Annotated in this window: 15 protein-coding genes; 5 read left to right on the top strand and 10 right to left on the bottom strand. The window is 57.0% G+C overall.

Going from position 1 to position 18,026, the window contains the following annotated elements:
* Nucleotides 1-7: 7 nt before the first annotated feature.
* Entirely contained in the window at nucleotides 8-5,470 is a 5,463-nt protein-coding gene (locus AB4090_RS04095; protein WP_369572588.1) for an MG2 domain-containing protein, read from the bottom strand.
* A gap of 298 nt (nucleotides 5,471-5,768) precedes the next feature.
* Nucleotides 5,769-6,062, bottom strand: a complete 294-nt coding sequence (locus AB4090_RS04090; protein WP_369572587.1) for a type II toxin-antitoxin system PemK/MazF family toxin — start codon at nucleotides 6,060-6,062, stop codon at nucleotides 5,769-5,771.
* On the opposite strand from AB4090_RS04090, the gene AB4090_RS04085 reads away from it, so the two are divergent.
* Nucleotides 6,043-6,264 (top strand): IclR family transcriptional regulator C-terminal domain-containing protein, encoded by a 222-nt coding sequence (locus tag AB4090_RS04085; protein ID WP_369572586.1) that lies wholly within the window; start codon nucleotides 6,043-6,045, stop codon nucleotides 6,262-6,264. The two genes, AB4090_RS04090 and AB4090_RS04085, sit on opposite strands and share 20 nt — an antisense overlap.
* Here AB4090_RS04085 and AB4090_RS04080 read toward each other — a convergent pair.
* The 7 genes from AB4090_RS04080 to AB4090_RS04050 form a co-directional block, all read right to left on the bottom strand.
* Nucleotides 6,261-7,559, bottom strand: coding sequence for an MFS transporter (locus AB4090_RS04080; RefSeq protein ID WP_369572585.1), 1,299 nt, complete (start codon nucleotides 7,557-7,559; stop codon nucleotides 6,261-6,263). The genes AB4090_RS04085 and AB4090_RS04080 overlap by 4 nt on opposite strands.
* 214 nt (nucleotides 7,560-7,773) lie before the next feature.
* The gene (locus AB4090_RS04075) at nucleotides 7,774-8,532 is read right to left on the bottom strand and encodes an MBL fold metallo-hydrolase (RefSeq protein WP_369572584.1); all 759 of its coding nucleotides are present in this window, start codon (nucleotides 8,530-8,532) and stop codon (nucleotides 7,774-7,776) included.
* Complete coding sequence (locus tag AB4090_RS04070) at nucleotides 8,523-9,311, bottom strand: TatD family hydrolase (protein WP_369572583.1); 789 nt, start codon at nucleotides 9,309-9,311, stop codon at nucleotides 8,523-8,525. The genes AB4090_RS04075 and AB4090_RS04070 overlap by 10 nt, the downstream gene beginning before the upstream one ends.
* 26 nt (nucleotides 9,312-9,337) lie before the next feature.
* Entirely contained in the window at nucleotides 9,338-10,090 is a 753-nt protein-coding gene (rlmB, locus tag AB4090_RS04065) for a 23S rRNA (guanosine(2251)-2'-O)-methyltransferase RlmB (RefSeq protein ID WP_369572582.1), read from the bottom strand.
* Nucleotides 10,091-10,154: 64 nt separating this feature from the next.
* The gene (locus AB4090_RS04060; RefSeq protein WP_369572581.1) at nucleotides 10,155-10,571 is read right to left on the bottom strand and encodes a hypothetical protein; all 417 of its coding nucleotides are present in this window, start codon (nucleotides 10,569-10,571) and stop codon (nucleotides 10,155-10,157) included.
* Nucleotides 10,572-10,588: 17 nt separating this feature from the next.
* A complete protein-coding gene (locus AB4090_RS04055) occupies nucleotides 10,589-11,659 on the bottom strand; it encodes an AI-2E family transporter (RefSeq protein WP_369572580.1) in 1,071 nt (356 codons plus the stop codon).
* A gap of 9 nt (nucleotides 11,660-11,668) precedes the next feature.
* Nucleotides 11,669-12,502, bottom strand: a complete 834-nt coding sequence (locus AB4090_RS04050; RefSeq protein ID WP_369572705.1) for a PHP domain-containing protein — start codon at nucleotides 12,500-12,502, stop codon at nucleotides 11,669-11,671.
* A gap of 122 nt (nucleotides 12,503-12,624) precedes the next feature.
* On the opposite strand from AB4090_RS04050, the gene AB4090_RS04045 reads away from it, so the two are divergent.
* From AB4090_RS04045 to AB4090_RS04030, 4 genes are all read left to right on the top strand, one after another.
* The gene (locus tag AB4090_RS04045) at nucleotides 12,625-13,350 is read left to right on the top strand and encodes a hypothetical protein (RefSeq protein WP_369572579.1); all 726 of its coding nucleotides are present in this window, start codon (nucleotides 12,625-12,627) and stop codon (nucleotides 13,348-13,350) included.
* Between the two features lie 43 nt (nucleotides 13,351-13,393).
* Entirely contained in the window at nucleotides 13,394-14,452 is a 1,059-nt protein-coding gene (locus tag AB4090_RS04040; protein WP_369572578.1) for an AI-2E family transporter, read from the top strand.
* Nucleotides 14,453-14,455: 3 nt separating this feature from the next.
* Nucleotides 14,456-15,754: a protoporphyrinogen oxidase gene (hemG, locus tag AB4090_RS04035; RefSeq protein ID WP_369572577.1), complete on the top strand. Its 1,299-nt coding sequence runs from the start codon at nucleotides 14,456-14,458 to the stop codon at nucleotides 15,752-15,754.
* 116 nt (nucleotides 15,755-15,870) lie between these two features.
* The gene (locus AB4090_RS04030) at nucleotides 15,871-17,175 is read left to right on the top strand and encodes a diguanylate cyclase (RefSeq protein ID WP_369572576.1); all 1,305 of its coding nucleotides are present in this window, start codon (nucleotides 15,871-15,873) and stop codon (nucleotides 17,173-17,175) included.
* 4 nt (nucleotides 17,176-17,179) lie between these two features.
* Here the strand turns inward: AB4090_RS04030 and AB4090_RS04025 are convergent, their stop codons facing one another.
* Nucleotides 17,180-17,986 (bottom strand): murein L,D-transpeptidase family protein, encoded by an 807-nt coding sequence (locus tag AB4090_RS04025; protein ID WP_369572575.1) that lies wholly within the window; start codon nucleotides 17,984-17,986, stop codon nucleotides 17,180-17,182.
* Between the last annotated feature and the right edge of the window lie 40 nt (nucleotides 17,987-18,026).

Here is an 18,026-nt window from a genome sequence, read left to right as displayed (position 1 = left end):
GGGCTACTCAGGGGGACGGTAGCGTCACGGCCACCTTCCGCCCGGCCGTGCGCGCGAATATGGAGGGGTGAAAGAGATCGCTGACGGTGACCCCCGGCAGGACGTAGTGACCGGGGGTAACGGCGCGCAACAGGATCGCCGTCTTGAAGTCCGGAACCCCGTTGCCGTTGAATGCATCATTGTTTTTGGGGGCCATCTGAAAGGCCGCTTCATAGCGATCATCGGCAGCTGTAGTAGCTTCCGGCGCTGTCAGATGATGCAGCCAGGATAGGCTGGGCACTTTGCTCGGTGTTACGCTACCCGCCAGTTCCCAGCCCGGCGGCAAACCCATATCGAGCAGTGCGCGGTGTGGCAGATTGTCGGTGATCGCCCCTTTCAACACGACTACGAAGACAGTGTTTTGTGGAATAGATTCTGGCTTCAGCGGCTTACCGGCCAGCGTATAAAAAGCCCGACTGACCTCCATCCCGTGGGTGGCCGCGGGCGGCGGCATCAATGTGATACCGGTGGTCGCCAGCGAAACGGGGAGGGTTTCCTTACCCAGATTGCGTAGCGTCATGGGACCAATCAGGGGCAGGACCACAGGCCCTGTCCGCTGAATAATCTGAGTACCCCATTGGACATGGACGATTTTACCCGCGCCGCCCAGCACGCCGTCGGCGTAGAGCGCCCAGGCGAGCTCCTGGGTGGTGAGGTCGTCGGGCGCCAACCCTGCACCTGGGAGGTCCTGCCGCAGTCTGGTCACGGCCTCGGGCATCAGGCCGGACTGCGCGATGATGGTGGGCACAGCCCAGGCATCGCGTAACGGCGAGCCAAAGGCCGCATCCCAGTCGGAGCGCCCCCACCACCAATCGCCACTGACAGGCTCCTGCGTTTTGATGGCCTTCTGCAAGGCTTTTAGCGCCTGATGCGGCTCGCCGATGGTGTTGAGGGCCGAACCCAGTTGCGCCAGCGCCAAGGGCATGCTGATCTGGTCCATGTGCCGTGCCAGCATGCGGATGGCCCCCGCAGGAGGTTTGCCCGCCAGACTTAGGTCATAAACGGCGTAGATGCGATCAAAGACGGTATGGTTTTCGTTTTCGACTTCTTGACTCAGCCAGTGCAGCGCCTGATCGATGGTGGGTTGCGGCACGGTAGCTCCGGCCTTCTGGGCACGCAGGAGAAATTCGGTGACAAAAGCCGTAAGCCAGGGTTGGGCGTCGCCATTGTTGGACCAAAGGCCAAAGGCTCCATCGTAGCGCTGGTAATTCAGCACCTGATTGACGTAATCCTGGAGTTTGGCGGCACGCCGTGGTGTGATCAGCGGCGGTTTCAGCACCGTCAACGGCAGGCCTTCGCTGGCGGCATCCAGGAGGGAACCGCAGTGCCGACCCTGGTACAGGGCCTGTACATAGGCCTTGGGATTGAAAGGCATGGTATTGCCGAGCGTCACCGCGCTCGCGGTGGAACCGGGGATAAAGCCTTGGGTCTCCGGCTGTAGTGCGCGCTGGCCACCCACCGCCAGCGTCAGATTATGGTTTTTGGAAATGGGCGGTTGGGTGGAATGCACCACCATACTCCAATGGCGAACCAGGCTGTAGCCTCCGGGACCATTGATGGTCAGGGCCAGGTGCGCCGTACCTTCTCCGGTTCCCGTCAAGGTAACCGGTAGCAGACGCATGGCCTGGGGTTTCAGGGATGTCTCGCTATGGCTGTTGCTCCCGACGCGGATTGGCCCGGTCGCCGTGACGTGACTGTGATATACGCCTGCGGGCAGCTTCAAATTCTGCAACATGACCGTTGCCTGGGCGCTGTCGCCGGGAGACAGGAAGCGCGGCAGCAGCAGATTGGCAATGAGGCGGTTGCGAACAATGATGCTGGTGTCCCCTGCACCGACCGCGTCGCCTTTCCAGGTCACGGCCATGAGGTGCAGTTCGCCATTGAACTCCGGCACTGTAAGGGGCAGTTCGGCGATGCCATCACTATTGGCCTGCACTGGGCCGGCGAAGAGCGCCACCACCTTCTGCGGAATGGGTCGTGCCGCCGGACCGAAATTGGCCCCTGCGCCGTTTTGCAGCAAGGCTTCAAAACCCGTGGGGCGGGCCAGCAGGGCGCCGTAGTCGTCAAAGACGCTGATATCCAGCCGCCGCTTACCAAAGAAATGGTGCAGTGGGTTGGGATTGGGGAACTGGGTGAGATTGAGGATACCTTTATCGACCGCCGCCACCGTCACATAGGCACCGGGGCGGGTTTTAACCGAGATCCGGATGGTTTGCCGCGGGCGGTACACTGGATGGACGGCAAAGCGGACCGGGATTGCACGGTGGCCGGGCTGGAGGCCGAGCCAAGTCAGGCCGATGGCCCGTTCCGGGGCCTCGGTAGCAGTGGCGGGACGGAATACATCCACCAGTGCGTAGGCGCCCGCGCCCCAACCCTTCCGGACCTGCACGTGCAGAGTACGGCCCCCTTTGCGCAGGGTAAAGTTCTTCACCTTCAAAATCTTGTCGTTGGCGATGACCAGCACCGCCGGGCCGGAGAAGGGCGCGGAGACATGGATATCGGCGGTGCTGCCTGCGGCATATTCCGCTGTGCCGCTGCGCACGGAAACCCGCTGCGGCGCCCCTGGATTGCCGCTGGTCTGCCAGCCGGAGTAGAAAATCACCGAACTGGCGGCCAGGCCGCCGTGGGCTTCAATCACTCGCAGGCGGTAACGGCCATAGTCCAGCACGGGCAGTTGCAGGGCGTAGGGCTGACCCGCCAGCAAGGTTACCTCCTTGGTCAGCACCGGATGGTTAATGTAGGTATAGCCCCAACTAGCTACTCCATGATGTAGGGAGATATTCCACTCGGAAGACTGCCGAACCACCTGGATCTGCACCGGCATAACCCTAGCCTTGCCGTCTGGGGCCACCGCCGCGATGTGGAAAACCGGCATTTTCCCTGCGGTTACGGTTTCATCCTGAAACCCGCTTTCGATGCCGATGAGGGGATGATCCGGCGTGATGGGCAGAGTGATGCGACTGTTCACCGGGCGGCCAGAGGGCTCGTTGATGGAGACCGCCACATGCGCCTCCAGAAAACGGGTGCTGTCCGGCATTTTTTGCAAATCAATGGGTACCTGAGTGAGGCCCGTAGCGTCGGTTTCCGGCAATGTGGGCTCTTGCACCTGTGCCGTAACTACCTCGCCATGCAAGCCGAATCGGTAGTGCTGCCATTGCGGATAAGGGATGGGGCCGCTGCTCAGACTGATCCGTGCCGTGCCCGATAGATGGGCGCCGGGGGCACCGTAGAGATAACGCACATGCACCGGCCACTGTACCTGCTGGCCCGCCGGAACGGCCTTGGCGTTGCCCAGTTCGACGGCTAGGGTCGGCGGTACAAAGGCGGATACTGTGAAGGTTTCCTTCGCCAGATCGGGCTCATGCACGCCAGTAGACAGGCTCACGCTCCAGTTACCATCCTGCGCCGCCAACGGCAGTTTGACGGGCACCGCGATAGCGTCGTCGTCAGACAGTTTGGGGACCTTGTCCAGGAAAACCTGCCCGCCGGGCCGACGGACGACGAGGTGCAAAGGCAAGTCCAGTGGTTTGCCGGCTGCACTGCGGTAAATGGCCGCCACATGCACCGTCTCGCCGGGACGATAAATACCGCGGTCCAGCCACAGGAAAGGGCTGACCGGCTTCAGCGCCGTCCGCCCGGAGATGCCACGTCCAGACAGATTCAGCGGCGAGCCCTGCAGGTTAAAGAGGGTGAACTCATTACCGGGTCCATAAATGTGCAGCGCCGCTGGACTCTGCCCGCCGCTGCCCTGCAGGATGGGCTTCGGGAAGACAGCAATGCCGTCGCTATTGGTCCGCACCATTTGCAGAATATCGTTGTCCTGGGCGATGAGTTCGACTTTGACACCGCTCCAGGGGCTGGCGTCGGTATAGCGACGCATCTGCACATACAAGCCATTACGCCCCTGCCAGACCGTCGGTGCTAGGTTGGTGCGTAACACCAGTTGCACGGTGTTGAGGCTGCCGTTGGCATTGGGCGTGCCGTCTCCGGGGCTGATCTCGATCGCGTAGAGCCCTGGCTTCTGAAGGATTTTGGGCAGGGGCAATCGCGTGTGCATCAACTGGTTCTGCATGAAATGCGGTATGTCTGCCGTCCCGTGCCAGACCGTCAGGCTGTTCTGGTTATCCAGGGTGGATTCGTCGCCGTCCTGATTCAGCAACGGATGATTGGCGACGAAGGCCAGCAGGGCGCGTTCCGGCACCCGATTGATCTGCAGTTTGACCCGCGAAATATTGACGCCGGAGAAGCCTACCACTGGTGGCAATGATGCCGGAATAATAAAACGTCCGGTATCGGAGATAATGCTGGGTGAGCGATTGGGCAAGGTCAACGTGACGATTTTCGCCGCCGTCATGACCGCACCGGCAATGGCGGGCAGTCCTGCCCGGATGCGCATCTGCGTGCGACTGCCCGCAGGCAAACCGGTGACGCAAATGCCGCCGTTCTCACGGACCACCACCGCATGGGGCTGTGCCGGAGAAAAGGTTACCCAGTTGCTGGCATGAAAATCCGGTGCATCGGAGAGCGGAGCGGTAAACTTCACACAGGTGCGGGTTGGGAACTGGTTGGCATCCGGGGTAACACTTTGCACCTGAAAGCCATAGGTCATCACCGCCGTTTTCAATTCCGTGGCAATCTGCGCATCCGCCGGGTAAGCGCGATACATGGCTTCCAGCAAATGAATTTCGCCCAGGTGATTACCTCGCGCCGCCAAGGTTTGCCGTAAAAGATTCAGCGCGGGAAGCAGTATGGCGACATCGGGTTTGTGCTGCTGAATGGTGCGCTCATAAGCGAGATAGGCGGTGTAAGCGATATCTTTCTCTAAGGGCGCGCCATTGTTGCGCATGGCATTGGCGAGGTGCCACCAGATCTGCGGATTGTCGTTATTGCCAAGGGCAATACGTTGCTGGTAGTCAGCGACGGCTGATGACCAATCGCCCGTAGCGTAAGCCTTTTCCGCTGTGTCCAGGGCATGGGCACGTTGCTGCTTTTTCCAGACTTCATGCTGGGCCTGGAGGCGTGTGGCCTTGGCCGAATCACCGGCTTTGAGGGCTGCGCGAATCGCCTGGTCGTTGGCCTGCCCCGCCGCACGGAAGTTGTGCCCCAGCTTGGAGGACTCCAGATCACTGGCATAAGTCTCCGCATCGTTCCCCAAGCCGGGCAGGGCGCGGGACAGGTTGACTATGGGTAGCGTGGTACCGATATTCGAGGAATTCGTCGGCGCTGTGGGCAGGACTTCGGGGATGGCCGGGGTGTTGTTGTCACGACGTAGGGTCGGAGGTAAGGGTTGTGCTGTGGTGCTACGGGTTGCCAGCGCGCCAGAATGGGGTTCTGCATTACCGGTGAATGCCCAGGCAGCAAAGCCGATGGCCACAATAATCAATGCTGCCGCTGTCAGCATAATCCGGCGACTGCTTTTACGTTGCGGCATTATCGGTTTCCTTTGGGTCGCAGCTACGGTTCATCGGGCGGAAAATTTATCTTGGCGGTTTCAATGTTGAAGCGCAACGCCAGATCGTAACTCTCTGACTTGCTGTGCCATCACTCCTTCGTGTTATAAAGGGCCATCCGATTTTGGGTGTTTCTGGATTGGTCGCATTCGGCTGCATGGTATTTTTGCTGGCTTACGCTCCCGCTCGCAATGGCAGGGCCTATAACTCAACCAAGGATATCATCGTCACCTCACCATAGGATAGGTGTTGGCGGCGCTCCTGGCTCGCAGCGGTGGACTATTTCACAATCCCCAAAAAGACCGACAAACAGCGGTCTACCTGCACCAGGTTTTCTGCATCCAGGGACCCGAAGACCAGTCCCAACTTTTCGCGCGTCACCGTCATGGCTTTGTCGATCATTACTTGTGAGGTTCGCTGCAGCCCATTATCGGTGTGCGGTTGTATCGTGACGCGCAGGAGGGGCGTATCCACCAGCGTGCTGGTGAACAGCAACACGGTCACGCGGGTATACGCACTGAACAGGTCTGACTGGATAACCAAGGCAGGACGGGTGAGTTTCTGCGCGCTCACCACCCATTCGCTTACCCAAGTCTCTACCCTCTGGAATACGGCGCAGCAAGCACAAAAAGACGGTTATGCACGCGATAATGAGGAGGCCGAGATCGGCGTTGGCTGTCTCGGCGTCCGCATTCACCGCCGCAAAGAAGAGTGCATACCACTACTACAGGAAACCGCCCAGCGCATCAATCTCAACACGCCAGCTACCCACTAATGACGCAAACCCGTAGCACAAGAAACAGAATCGTCGGCATCACCCTCAATTTCGATCGGTAAACCTGTTTGGCTCGCCAGATAATTCACACCTAGCCCCACAGCCGCCAATCCGACCATCACCCAAAACACGCCACTCCAGCCAACGGTACGAATGATCACTGACGATACGACTGGCCCGATGGCGCTCACCGAGTTGGATATCACGCCGATAGCAAAGGCACCTGCTCCCATTGTCGCAACGGGGAACATATTACACGGAGATGCCCAGTAATTCGGTGGTGTAGCCATCGTGCAGGCGACAACAAGAGCCGAAAGGAGTAATAACGGATAAGAAATCGGTGCAACATACAAAATCATCAGAGCGCCGATGATGATGAATACATTTGCCACACTGATGACCCCAAGACGTGCATTGACGAAATTTCGGTGCGTATTCTTCCTCTTTGCCCAATAATCGCCGAGCAATGCACCCAGGATTGCTGCCGCAAATCCCATCAATCCCCAAATAAACATTACGTTACCAGTTTCCTCTGGCTTGTAACCCAGATGATAGGCATATATCGGCAAAAAACCGCCGATCGTAAACAATGTCCAATTGTTTGGAATTTGGACGATACCCATGATCCAGGTCATGGGATAAGACCACAATTTGTGCTTGCGATGTTCCGCTTTGGATTTTTTGATTCCTTCGGCGTGGCTAGTAGCATCCCGGGCAAAGACAAAATAGACCACGGCGCCAGCGATCATAATCGCCGCCGTAATAAAGTATACGGCCTGCCAACCCAAAGACGACAAATCTCCCGTAATCACACCACCAACAGCACCACCCAAGGTAATGGCACCCAACATCGCTGCCAGCGATATTCCCCGCTGGCTGGAGCGAAACCAGCCCGCCAGTTGTAAGGAAAACAGGGCAATCATCATGATCATCAGACCCTGAAGAAAGCGGAATATGATCAATAAAATAAGAGATTGCGTGATGGGCATAAGAATGGGAATGAGGATCTGCGGAATAATTAGGAAAAGCTGCGCAACCAATACTCCCGATCGAATCCGCGTATCAAATATTCCACCATGACCGAGAAAAAACGCGATAAACAGACCCACAGAGAAGGCATCAATGCCATCGGTAGAAAGTGACTGCAAAGAAACATGCATCGCTGCGGCCATGGCCGGAGCCGATACACCGAACGAGGTAAGAGATATAAAACTGGTAGTCATGATGACTCCAGTGATTGCCGCCATGACCCAACGGTAAGACGAGGAATACTCCGGCATTTCTTGTATCGACATGATCAACTCTCCTGCCTGAAGACTGATTACCTCAAAAGAGGCACCATAGCCGCGAGGAAGGTAAACAAAAATTTTCTTATATTTTCATTTACTAAAAATTCTACCTACTGCGGCTATATTGGAGACTAGACCACCCATCATTATTCCGCAATAAGATATCTATTCCATAATACGGAATACCCTATAGATAAGAGCAGAAGAATAAAATAAAAAACTACAAATCCACAATTAAACCGTCATACGCGGGCGCAGCGTGTTCTGGCAGGAGAGCCAACAAGCGCTGATAATCCAACTCATGGGTCATATGCGTAAGCAGGGTTTTTTTGGCGTTGATACGCGCCGCAATGGCGAGAGATTCTTCTAGGTTGACATGGGTGGGATGCTCTTCCTCGCGCAGGCAATCGAGAATGAGCAGGTCAAGATCTTCCAGCAGCACGTAACTCTCTTCCGGGATCGTCTTCAGATCGGTAAGATACGCGGCATTGCCAAAGCGATAGCCATAAATCGGAAGCTTTCCATGCAAGACCGGTATAGGAAGAACGTCGATCACTCCCACCCGCTGTACTCGCTCGATTACCGTCATCGACAAGGATGGTTTTGCCCAAGCTGGATCGGGGGGCAGAAAACAGTAACGAAATCGGTCTTCCAATTCCCGTGCTGTGCGTGGATCGGCATAACAAGGAATGACACGCTTAGCGAGGAAATTAAAGGCGCGTAGATCATCAATCCCATTGATATGGTCGGCATGAAAGTGCGTATAAAAAACGGCATCGAGATGACAGACACCGGAACGCAGCATTTGCATGCGCAAATCCGGCCCAGTATCGATGAGAATCTGGGTGCCCTGCTCTTGCACCAGGATGCTCGCCCGGCTGCGCTGATTGCGCGGATTCCCTCCACGGCAAACCGGGCAATCGCAGCCGATTACCGGGGTCCCGGCGCTGGAGCCCGTACCCAGGAATTCTATGCGCATGCAGGCTCCGGCACATGAAAGAGCTGGCGAAAATTACGACTGGTTGCCGCGCTCAGACCCGCCAAATCTTCCCCGCGCAATTCGGCAAGAAAATGTGCAACATGCGCAACAAATGCGGGCTCATTGCGCTTTCCGCGCATGGGCACAGGTGCCAAAAACGGTGCATCCGTCTCTATCAAGAGCCGCTCTTGCGGGACGACTTTCGCAACTTCTTGCAGATTCTTGGCATTTTTGAAGGTGACAATGCCGGAAAACGAAATGTAAAAGCCCAGATCCAGCGCTTGGTGGGCAAAATCGAGGTTTTCGGTAAAACAGTGAATGACGCCGCCGCAATCACGGGCGCCCTCGCCGCGCAATATCGCGAGGGTATCGACAGCGGCCTCGCGGGTGTGAATGATCAGCGGCTTGCCGGTTTCGCGTCCCGCCGCAATATGCATCGCCAGGCGCTCTTGTTGCCAGGCAAGATCCCCTTCCATGCGAAAATAATCCAAGCCGGTTTCCCCAACAGCGACAATTTTTTCATGATCGAGAGCCGCGAGCAGATCTGCATATTTGGGCGTTTCTTCGGCGGGCTCATTGGGATGTACCCCTGCCGCCCCCCAAATCTCTGCCTCAGAATCGGCTAGCGCCCGCACCCGCCCCCAATCCGGCTGGCGCACCGCGGCAATCAAAATCGAGGTAACGCCAGCCTCCCGCGCGCGCTGCAGAAGTTCCGCGCGATCTTCATCGAAATCATCAAAGTCGAGATGGCAGTGGGAATCGACAAGCTTGGGGGTCATGGGGTCTCCTGTGCTTTGACTCAATTCTAGCGCGAATGCCGTGCCACCGCCTCCCCGCTCCGCTGACGATGCGCTTCGAAGAGAACGATCCCGGTGGCAACGGAGACATTCAGGCTCTCGATTTGACCGGCCATGGGAATGCGCAGAAGAAAATCACAGTGCTCGCGAATCAGGCGACGCATACCCCTTTCTTCACTGCCCATGACCAGCACCAAGGGACCACGCAGATCGGCCGCGTACATGCTCTGCTCGGCCTCACCGGCCAGACCCGCCACCCAAAATTTCCTCTCTTGCAGATCCTTCAGGCTGCGGGCCAGGTTCGTCAGAAAAAAGACAGGCACGCGCGAGGCAGCGCCAGCGGCGGCCTTGCGCACCGTGGCGGTGATGCCGCAAGCGTTGTCCTTGGGCAGTAGAACAGCATCCACACCCGCCGCCTCGGCGCTACGCAAGCAGGCCCCGAGATTATGTGGGTCGGTGACACCGTCGAGCATGAGTAAGAAGGCATTGTCTGGTAGTTGTCCAGCAAAGCTCTTCCAATCTCGCGGCGGAAGCGGCAGGGCACGCGCCAACACCCCTTGGTGCTGTTCGCTGCGACAACGTCGCCCCAGAGCCTGTGCCGGCTCCAGCACGACCGCAATACCACTCGCCGCAGCGGCCTGGCGGATTGCCAACACCCGTGCGTCAGCGGCTCGCTCTTGCGCCATCCACAATCGCTCCACCTCCCCCGCTTGGACGGCCGCCTCGACGGCGTGGATGCCATAGATCCATTCTTCTGCCACGTTTTCCTCCACAAAAAAGGCGGCCAGAGCGGCCGCCGCTTGCGCCTGCCTACTGTCACAGCACTCAGAACATGTTAAAGATATCGTCGACGATGTTGTCGGCAACGGCAAAGCCCGCGCCTAGCCCCAGGCCAGTCATCACATTGCCCATAAATCCACCACCCATACCGCCCTGCATTGGCGCATTCCACGGACGCTGCGCCATGTTAGGGTTCATTCCTGGCTGCCCCCCCATCTGCTGCATTTGCATCTCCAACTGCTGGATGCGTTGCCCCATCTGCTGCAAGAGCATGTTCACATTCTGCTGTTGACTCTGCAGATTCATCGCCATGTTGCGCAGATCCAGAATCAGGTCACGCGATTGATTGGAATCAGGAATCGCCGACTGCATCTTCTGTGCTACCTGCTGCAAGCCCTGAATATTGTTCTGGGTCGCCTGTGCAATTTGATTGTACTGCTGATCAAAGATTTGATAATCCATTCTGCACCTCCATAAACTCACGAGTTAGATCGCACTTCCCCTGTTCCGGTTCCGCGCTCGAGCAAGACCCGACGTTCCCAGGCCAGCCAAACGCCGCGCGCCATCAGTACCAAGATAGGGCCGATAATCAAACCAATCAAGCCAAAGGCGGCCGCCCCACCAAGGATACTGAAAAACACCAGGAAAAAAGGCGCCTGGCTTTGTGATCCCGTTAGCAACGGTCGGATGACTAAATCCGCCAAGGTAATGACGAAAAAGCCCCAGCCCAGCACTACCAGACCAGCAAGCCAATGGCCGCCAAAAACCAGCCAAAGAGTTGCCGCCACAACCACTACCGTGGCGCCGAACGGTATTGGAGAAAGCAGCGCCGTAACCACCATCCACAACGGCCAGGTGTTGACGCCCGCCACTGCGTAAGCAATCCCGATCAGCAGACCCTCAATCACCCCCACACCAATCAAGCCAATGAGAACGGAACGGGTTGCCTCCCGCGCCGCGAGGAGGAAGCGGTCACCACGTTCTGGTCCCCAAAGCTGACTGGCACCGAGGTGCAAAATTTCACCCAGGCGCCGGCCATGCAAACTAATGGCAAAGACCGTCAGGGCGACAAAAAAGGTATGCAAAACAAAAAACCAGAGCTGCCCGAGGGAACTGGTGATGACTGCGGCATGGTCACTGAAAAAATGTGATATGTGAGCGCCGTTCAAAAGGCGCAGATGCGCCGCCAGCCACTTGCCTAGGTAGGGAATCTGTTGCAACTCCCGCGGCACACCCAACAACGGTGCACCTGTCTGCCAGCGCGCAACCACCCTCAGCAATTCTGGCAGAATCGATTCGACAACGAGAACGGCAGGGATGATGATGACCGCCATCCACGCCAGGGCGTGCAAAAGGGACGCGAGCCAGGGTGGCAGATGAAAGGATCGTTCTAAACGTCGCTGCCACGGCCAGCCGACTGTGGCGAGTACGGCGCCCATGAGCAACGGGCCGGCATAGGGGCTCAAGGTATAGAGGGCCCCAAGATAGACAAAGACGAGAACGACCGTTCCCCAGGTAGCAAAACGAATATTTTCGCGCAGTTGGGGCATGGGAAGACGTCAGTGGGTGGCGATTGGGGTGGAATGCCCGAGACACTCCCACACCGGCTGTACCCCTTCAGGCAGCGGCGCAAGTTGCCCGATTTCGGCATGCCCGATTTCCGGACCATGGAAATCCGAACCAAGGGAAGCAGCAAGACCGAGTTGCTGTGCCAACTTGCTCAAGTGTTCCCGATCGGCAGCCCCCTGTGCGCCCGAAGAGACCTCAACAGCACCGCCACCCGCAGCGCGAAACTCTTCAAATAAGGCGCGCAGGCGCGTCGCACTCAGCTTGTAACGCCCAGGATGGGCAACCACGGCAACACCACCTGCCTGGCGAATCCAGGACACCGCCTCAGCCATGGGAATCCAGTCACTGGGCACGTAGGCCACCTGACCACGCCCAAGCCAGCGCTGAAATGCCTCGCCATTGTCGTGGCAGTGACCAGAGTCCTGCAGCCAGCGGGCGAAATGGGTGCGTCCTACCATGCGACTCCCGGCCAGTTGCCGCGCGCCTGACTCTGCACCAGAGATCCCCGCGCTTTCCAGCAGGCGACCGATTTCCGCTGCGCGCCAATCGCGAAACTCCATAATCTTATCAAGGCCAGCTTGCAGTTCCTGGTTCTCGATGTCGATACCAAGACCTACAATGTGGATGCCGATACCGTTCCATTCACTCGAAACCTCTACCCCAGGGATAAAATCGATCTCGTGGCGGGCTGCCTCCAACGCAGCTACGGCAATGCCAGCAGTGTTATCGTGATCCGTAAGTGCCATCAGCCGCACCTCGCGCTTGGCGACCCGCGCGACCAAGTCTTCCACCCGCATGCTGCCATCGGAATGCAGAGAATGCATGTGTAGATCAACCGCGGAACGAGGGGGTGTGGACTGTGGCATAAGAACTCCCAATACAACTGCTTTAGCAAAGTTTTCATGATACCATCAAAGCCCAATTTACGCACTTTGAGGAACTCGCCGTGCCTTCTCTCGCCGACATTGCCAGCGCCAAAGCTCGCTTTGAACAGCAGGTGCAATCTCTCCTCGCCAGCTTTGCGGAAAGCAACATTGCGACAGGCGAACAAATCACCCCACCGCAACTGGTTGATGCCTTGCGCCAGCTCTTTACGGTGTTAGAGAAGGACACCACCAGCTGGGACCCTTCGCTACCGGAAGACGAGGCGGAACGTATTGGCGATCTCGCCATTGGCCTGCTGATGGACCTCGCGACCTGGGCAGAGCGTTTGGGAGAGCGCAAAAGCAAGGCTGCGCTTGAGGTCGTTAGCGTGAGCATAGCCGCTTGGCTGGTACAGGAGCAGCAACCCATTCACACCCTCGACCCGGTAGTAAACGGCTTAGCCGTCTTGGCCAATGGCGAGCGTGAGCCTGTTGCGCTCGCCAGCCTCGCGCGCTTGATGGGTGCAGTGGCAGAGGCGGCCGAGGCCGATTACGCCGCCGACCTGGAGAGTAATGACCCGCAGCGCCCCTGGCGTATCCTCTTATTCAACTGGGGGATCACCGCCACGCGGGCACAAGCCCCAGAGCTCATGCGCAGCGCCTTTGCCGCCCTACAAAAATTTCTCCCTGCGGACGCGCAACTCTTTTTTCAGGAAGGTAGGCAACAGGTACTCCAAGGCGATTTCAGCCCCGAAGTGCAGCAAGTCATGCTGGAGGCGGCGGAGGGCAGTGGCCATAATCTGCATTAGATGCAGCGAGTATCCCTGCATCCAGAAAAGGAAATACTGAGACATGCCGTTACGCTGGCTTCCTTGGATCGGTCTCGCTTTACTCCTTTGGCTGATCTACCTGCTCGGCCCCATTCTCTCCCCCTTCCTCATTGCTGGCGTGCTGGCCTATCTCGGGAATCCACTGGTCACACGCCTGCAGCGTGGGCGCATGGGGAGAACTTTGGGTACGACACTGGTTTTTCTGCTTGCGGTTCTGCTTGCCGCCGCGATCATTATTGCCCTGCTGCCCGTTGTGCGCGCCCAGACGCTTATCGCCATCAACTACATTCGCCAATATGCCGACTTGCTGCAGACGCAATTCTTGCCAGAGATTTCCCAGCGCCTGGGAATCCCTCTCGATAGTCACACCCTGACTACCTATGCCAGCAAAAACGCCAGTAAGCTTGCCCACTGGGCCAGCAGCAGTCTACAAGTAGCCCTCATTTCTGGCTCTGGCGTGCTCTCCATCTTAATGAATTTCTTTCTAATTCCCGTTATCACGTTCTACCTGTTGCGCGATTGGCCACGCTTGCTACAGCGCCTCGATGAACTCATCCCGCGCCAGCGCCTCGCTTTGGTCCGCCAATTGGCCATTGATTCCGACCGCATGCTCATGGCATTCCTACGCGGGCAACTCCTGGACATGCTCGCGTTGGGTGCCACCTATGCCATCGGGCTCAGTATTGTGGGCCTGAAAACCGCCCTTCTCATTGGCTTGCTATCCGGTCTCCTGAGCTTTGTCCCCTACTTAGGTTTTGCCAGCGGCATCATCCTTGCCAGTCTGGCGATGTATATCCAGGGCGGGGCTTTTCTCTCTCTGGTGGAAGTCTGGGCGGTCTATGGCGTCGGACAAATCCTGGAGAGCACTTTGTTTATTCCGGTGTTGGTCGGAGACCGCATCGGGCTGCATCCCGTATTGGTGATTTTTGCCGTTCTCGCCGGGGGCCAGCTATTTGGCTTCGTTGGTCTACTCATCGCCCTGCCGGTTACCGCCATCCTCATTGCCCTATTGCGACACGCACATCGTTGGTATCTCCACAGTCGCTCTTACGCTGCGGCGGAAGTACCGCTGGAGGACTAATCCATGAAATCGCTGCCCTATCTCATCGTCGGCGCGGGAATCACTGGCCTGAGCCTGGCGTTGAGCCTGCAAGAACAGGGCAAGGAATTCCTGTTGCTCGAGGCCCGCGACCAGGCCGGTGGCAACATTCGTAGTCACAGCGAGGAGGGCTTCACCTACGACCTAGGCCCCAACACCTTGCTCGTTCGCGACCCTCTGGTTGCGGAACTGTTGCATAATCTTTCCCTTGCGGGTATCGCGGCAAACCCGATTGCGCGGCGCCGCTTCGTCCTCAACCGACAAAACCGGCTCGTCGCTCTCGGTCCTGGGGCCTTGCTGGGAGGCAAGCTATTATCCTTGCGCGCACGCCTGCATCTCTTAGGCGAGCCCTTTCGCGCTCGCGCGCATAGCGAGGAATCCGTGGCTACTTTTGTGCGCCGCCGCCTGGGTTCGGAAGTGCTCGACTGGATGGTGGATCCCTTTGTATCCGGCGTTTTTGCAGGTGACCCGGAGCGCTTGTCGCTCAGTGCGAGTCTGCCGCGACTGGCACAGATGGAGCAGGAACACGGATCCCTGATGCTTGCCGGCTTGCGCCGCAAACGCCCCGCCGTAAAGAGCCGTCTCCTATCTTTTCCTGGAGGTATGCAGGCCCTTCCGCGTGCTTGTGCTGCGAAACTCGGCGACAAGCTGCGCTGCAATAGCGCGGTCACGGCGATTGCTCCAACAGCAAACGGGTGGCAGGTAGAAAGCACGACTGGCACCTGGGAAACACAGAAATTGATCCTCTGCCTACCTACTGATGCCATTGCCCGTATCTTGCCGTCTGCGGCGCAATTGTTGCGGGATCGGCTTGCAGCAATCGAATATCCTAGCGTGGCAACCCTGGCCCTTGGCTTTCATCGCAGGCACGTACAACATCCATTGGATGGTTTTGGTGTACTAATTCCGCGGCGACTGGGCATTTCCACGCTCGGGGCACTATTCTCTTCTACCCTCTTTCCCAACCGCGCGCCGGAGGGACAGGTATTACTCACGATATTTCTCGGCGGCGCACGCGAGCCGCTCTCCGGCGAGGAAGCGCTCGTTCCTCAGGCGTTGCATGATCTTTCCCCCATCTTGGGCATCGAGGGTGAGCCAAGCTTCCAACGGGTACAGATTTGGTCTCGCGCCATCCCGCAGTACAACCTCGGGCATGCACAGCGCATCAATGCAATTGATAATGCTCTGCGAGACTGGCCTGGCTTGTCACTACTAGGGAATTGGCGCGGCGGCGTGGCATTGGGGGATTGTATCCGCAACGGAATAACAGCAGGACAATCATAATATTAAAGAATTCTCGCTTGGCGGTTGACTATCAGGAATGAGAATCACGATAATCCTCACAAGGATGTCGGGCGAACAGTCAACCAGACTACACACCAGGGAGGCGGGGAAGGGGCATGGGAGACGAGATCACCCCGGTGCGGATTTCATCGCTCACTATCGAAGAATGTGCGGCGTTTGACTTTCTTCCAACAGCAGTCGTTGTCTTCGAATCTGATACAATTCTCTATGCCAACGCCGTTGCACGCAAAATTTTTGAGGCCGACAACACTGATCAAGTCCTTGGACATTCCGTACATGAATTTATCTACCCCCTCGATCAAGAGCGAGTCGTCGCCCGCATCCGCCGAGCAGAAACGGATAATGTCCTCAATCCACCCACTGAGTTTCGCATTTATACCTGCCGGCATCATGTCCGAGTTATCGCCCTGACGAGTCAAACTTTTCTGGTGAACAGTCGCATTGGTCTGATTGCCACATTTCTCGACATGACCGAGCGTTGTGCCATGGAAGAGCGGTTACGCAAGAGTGATGAACAGTTTCAGCATCTGATGAACACCATGCAAGACGTCTTTTACCGCACCGATGCCGAGGGTATTACGCGGTATGTCAGTCCGTCGGTTCTCAATATTCTCGGCTATCAGCCAAATGAGATCATTGGCCTGCCAGCAGCCGTGTTTTATCCCTGCGAGGAAGATCGTAAAGCACTTGTGGAAACCATAAAAACGCAAGGCTATGTGCGCGATTTTCCGGGGCAAATGCAATGTCGTGATGGGAGGGTCATCGATATCTCCATCAGCAGCACAATCCTGCTCGATGAAATGGGTCAGTATGCCGGTGTAGAAGGCATCTGGCGTGACATTACCCAGCGACGCGTGTTAGAGCGAAAACTGGAGCAACTCGCCAGCAGGGACGAACTCACGGGAATTGCCAACCGCCGCTATAGCTTAGAGGAACTGGAGAAGAGGCTCTCGCGCTATCAACGCCACGGGCGCGAGACCATGGTATGCATCTTGGATCTGGATCATTTTAAAAAAATCAATGACCAACATGGTCATTTGGCAGGAGATCAAGTTCTACGGGAATTCTCTCAACTTGTCCAAAGTGAGCTACGCAGCACTGATCACTTTGGTCGCCTCGGAGGAGAGGAATTTTTATTGGTTTGTGAGGACTCTTCTGTTGCGAATACGACATTATTGGCCAACCGTATTCTACAAAAAGTAGGCAGTCACCCCGTACACGTTAATGCGCAAACCATCACCTATGTCACCGTCAGCATTGGCGCAACCACGATGGAAGCACGAGACACATCAAGCTCGAACATCTTGTCTCGCGCCGACGACGCCCTATATAAAGCGAAAACAGCAGGCCGAAACCGCATTTGCTGGTTTGCAGAAATACCTGTTCGTAGTGAGGTCTAACACATCACTCTGTCTGGGGTTTTTGGACAACGTCCCTATCTGTAGATGTACTAGGGCCTAGGCCACTATCCGCTACATGGCGGTACTGAAAAGCCAAACGCCTACTTTCACCAATCTGCTGACCGTAACTCCCCACTTTACCGACAATCTCTACTGGGGTACCGGGTTCCACTATGCCAGCGAGATTTTGCGCATCATGATTGGACAGGGCGACACAGCCAGCGGTCCAGCGACCAGGGAAGACTGTCGCAGAGCGGCTATAGGAAAAACCAGGCCCCATGCCGTGGATGCCAATATAGCCACCTAAAGGAGTATTCTGCGGCGGCACTTGCCCATTATCGATGGCGTACACAATCGCTTGATACTGACTCTGCGTGATGACCCCCTCACGCAAACCCCACTCTGCATCGCGTCGATTGGGGTAGGTAAGGAGCATAAAGGGCCCATACTGGGTTCCCCAGCGCACATAGCCAATATGATAATGCCCAACGGGTGTTTTATCATCCCCACGGATGCGGCGGGGAGCCGAACCGCCAAAGCCGATAGCCACCGGATACGTGGCAAGCAGCGTGGGACCACGGTAAAGATACAATTTGCGCTGTTCGGTGTTGACGACAATGTGCAATGTGACATTTTGCGGCGCGACGGATTGCGTGGGAGCGGCGGGAATCGTAGGGCTTACGGGCGGCGGCGGGATCCTCGCCGCGTAGTAGGCCACAGAGTGGACCTGGCTCGGCGGCAATTGCGAAGTGCAGCCGCCCAAAAAACCCATGCCTACAATTGCCAGAGACCAATGGTACCAACGTCCCACGCGTGCTTCCTCGCGCTAATATAGAATTTCTTGTAGAGTA

The sequence above is a fragment of the Acidithiobacillus sp. IBUN Pt1247-S3 genome, from assembly GCF_041146875.1.
Lineage (GTDB): Bacteria > Pseudomonadota > Gammaproteobacteria > Acidithiobacillales > Acidithiobacillaceae > Igneacidithiobacillus.
The sequence above is the reverse complement of the archived record's forward strand: the minus strand, read 5'-3'. Positions and strand labels throughout refer to the sequence as shown.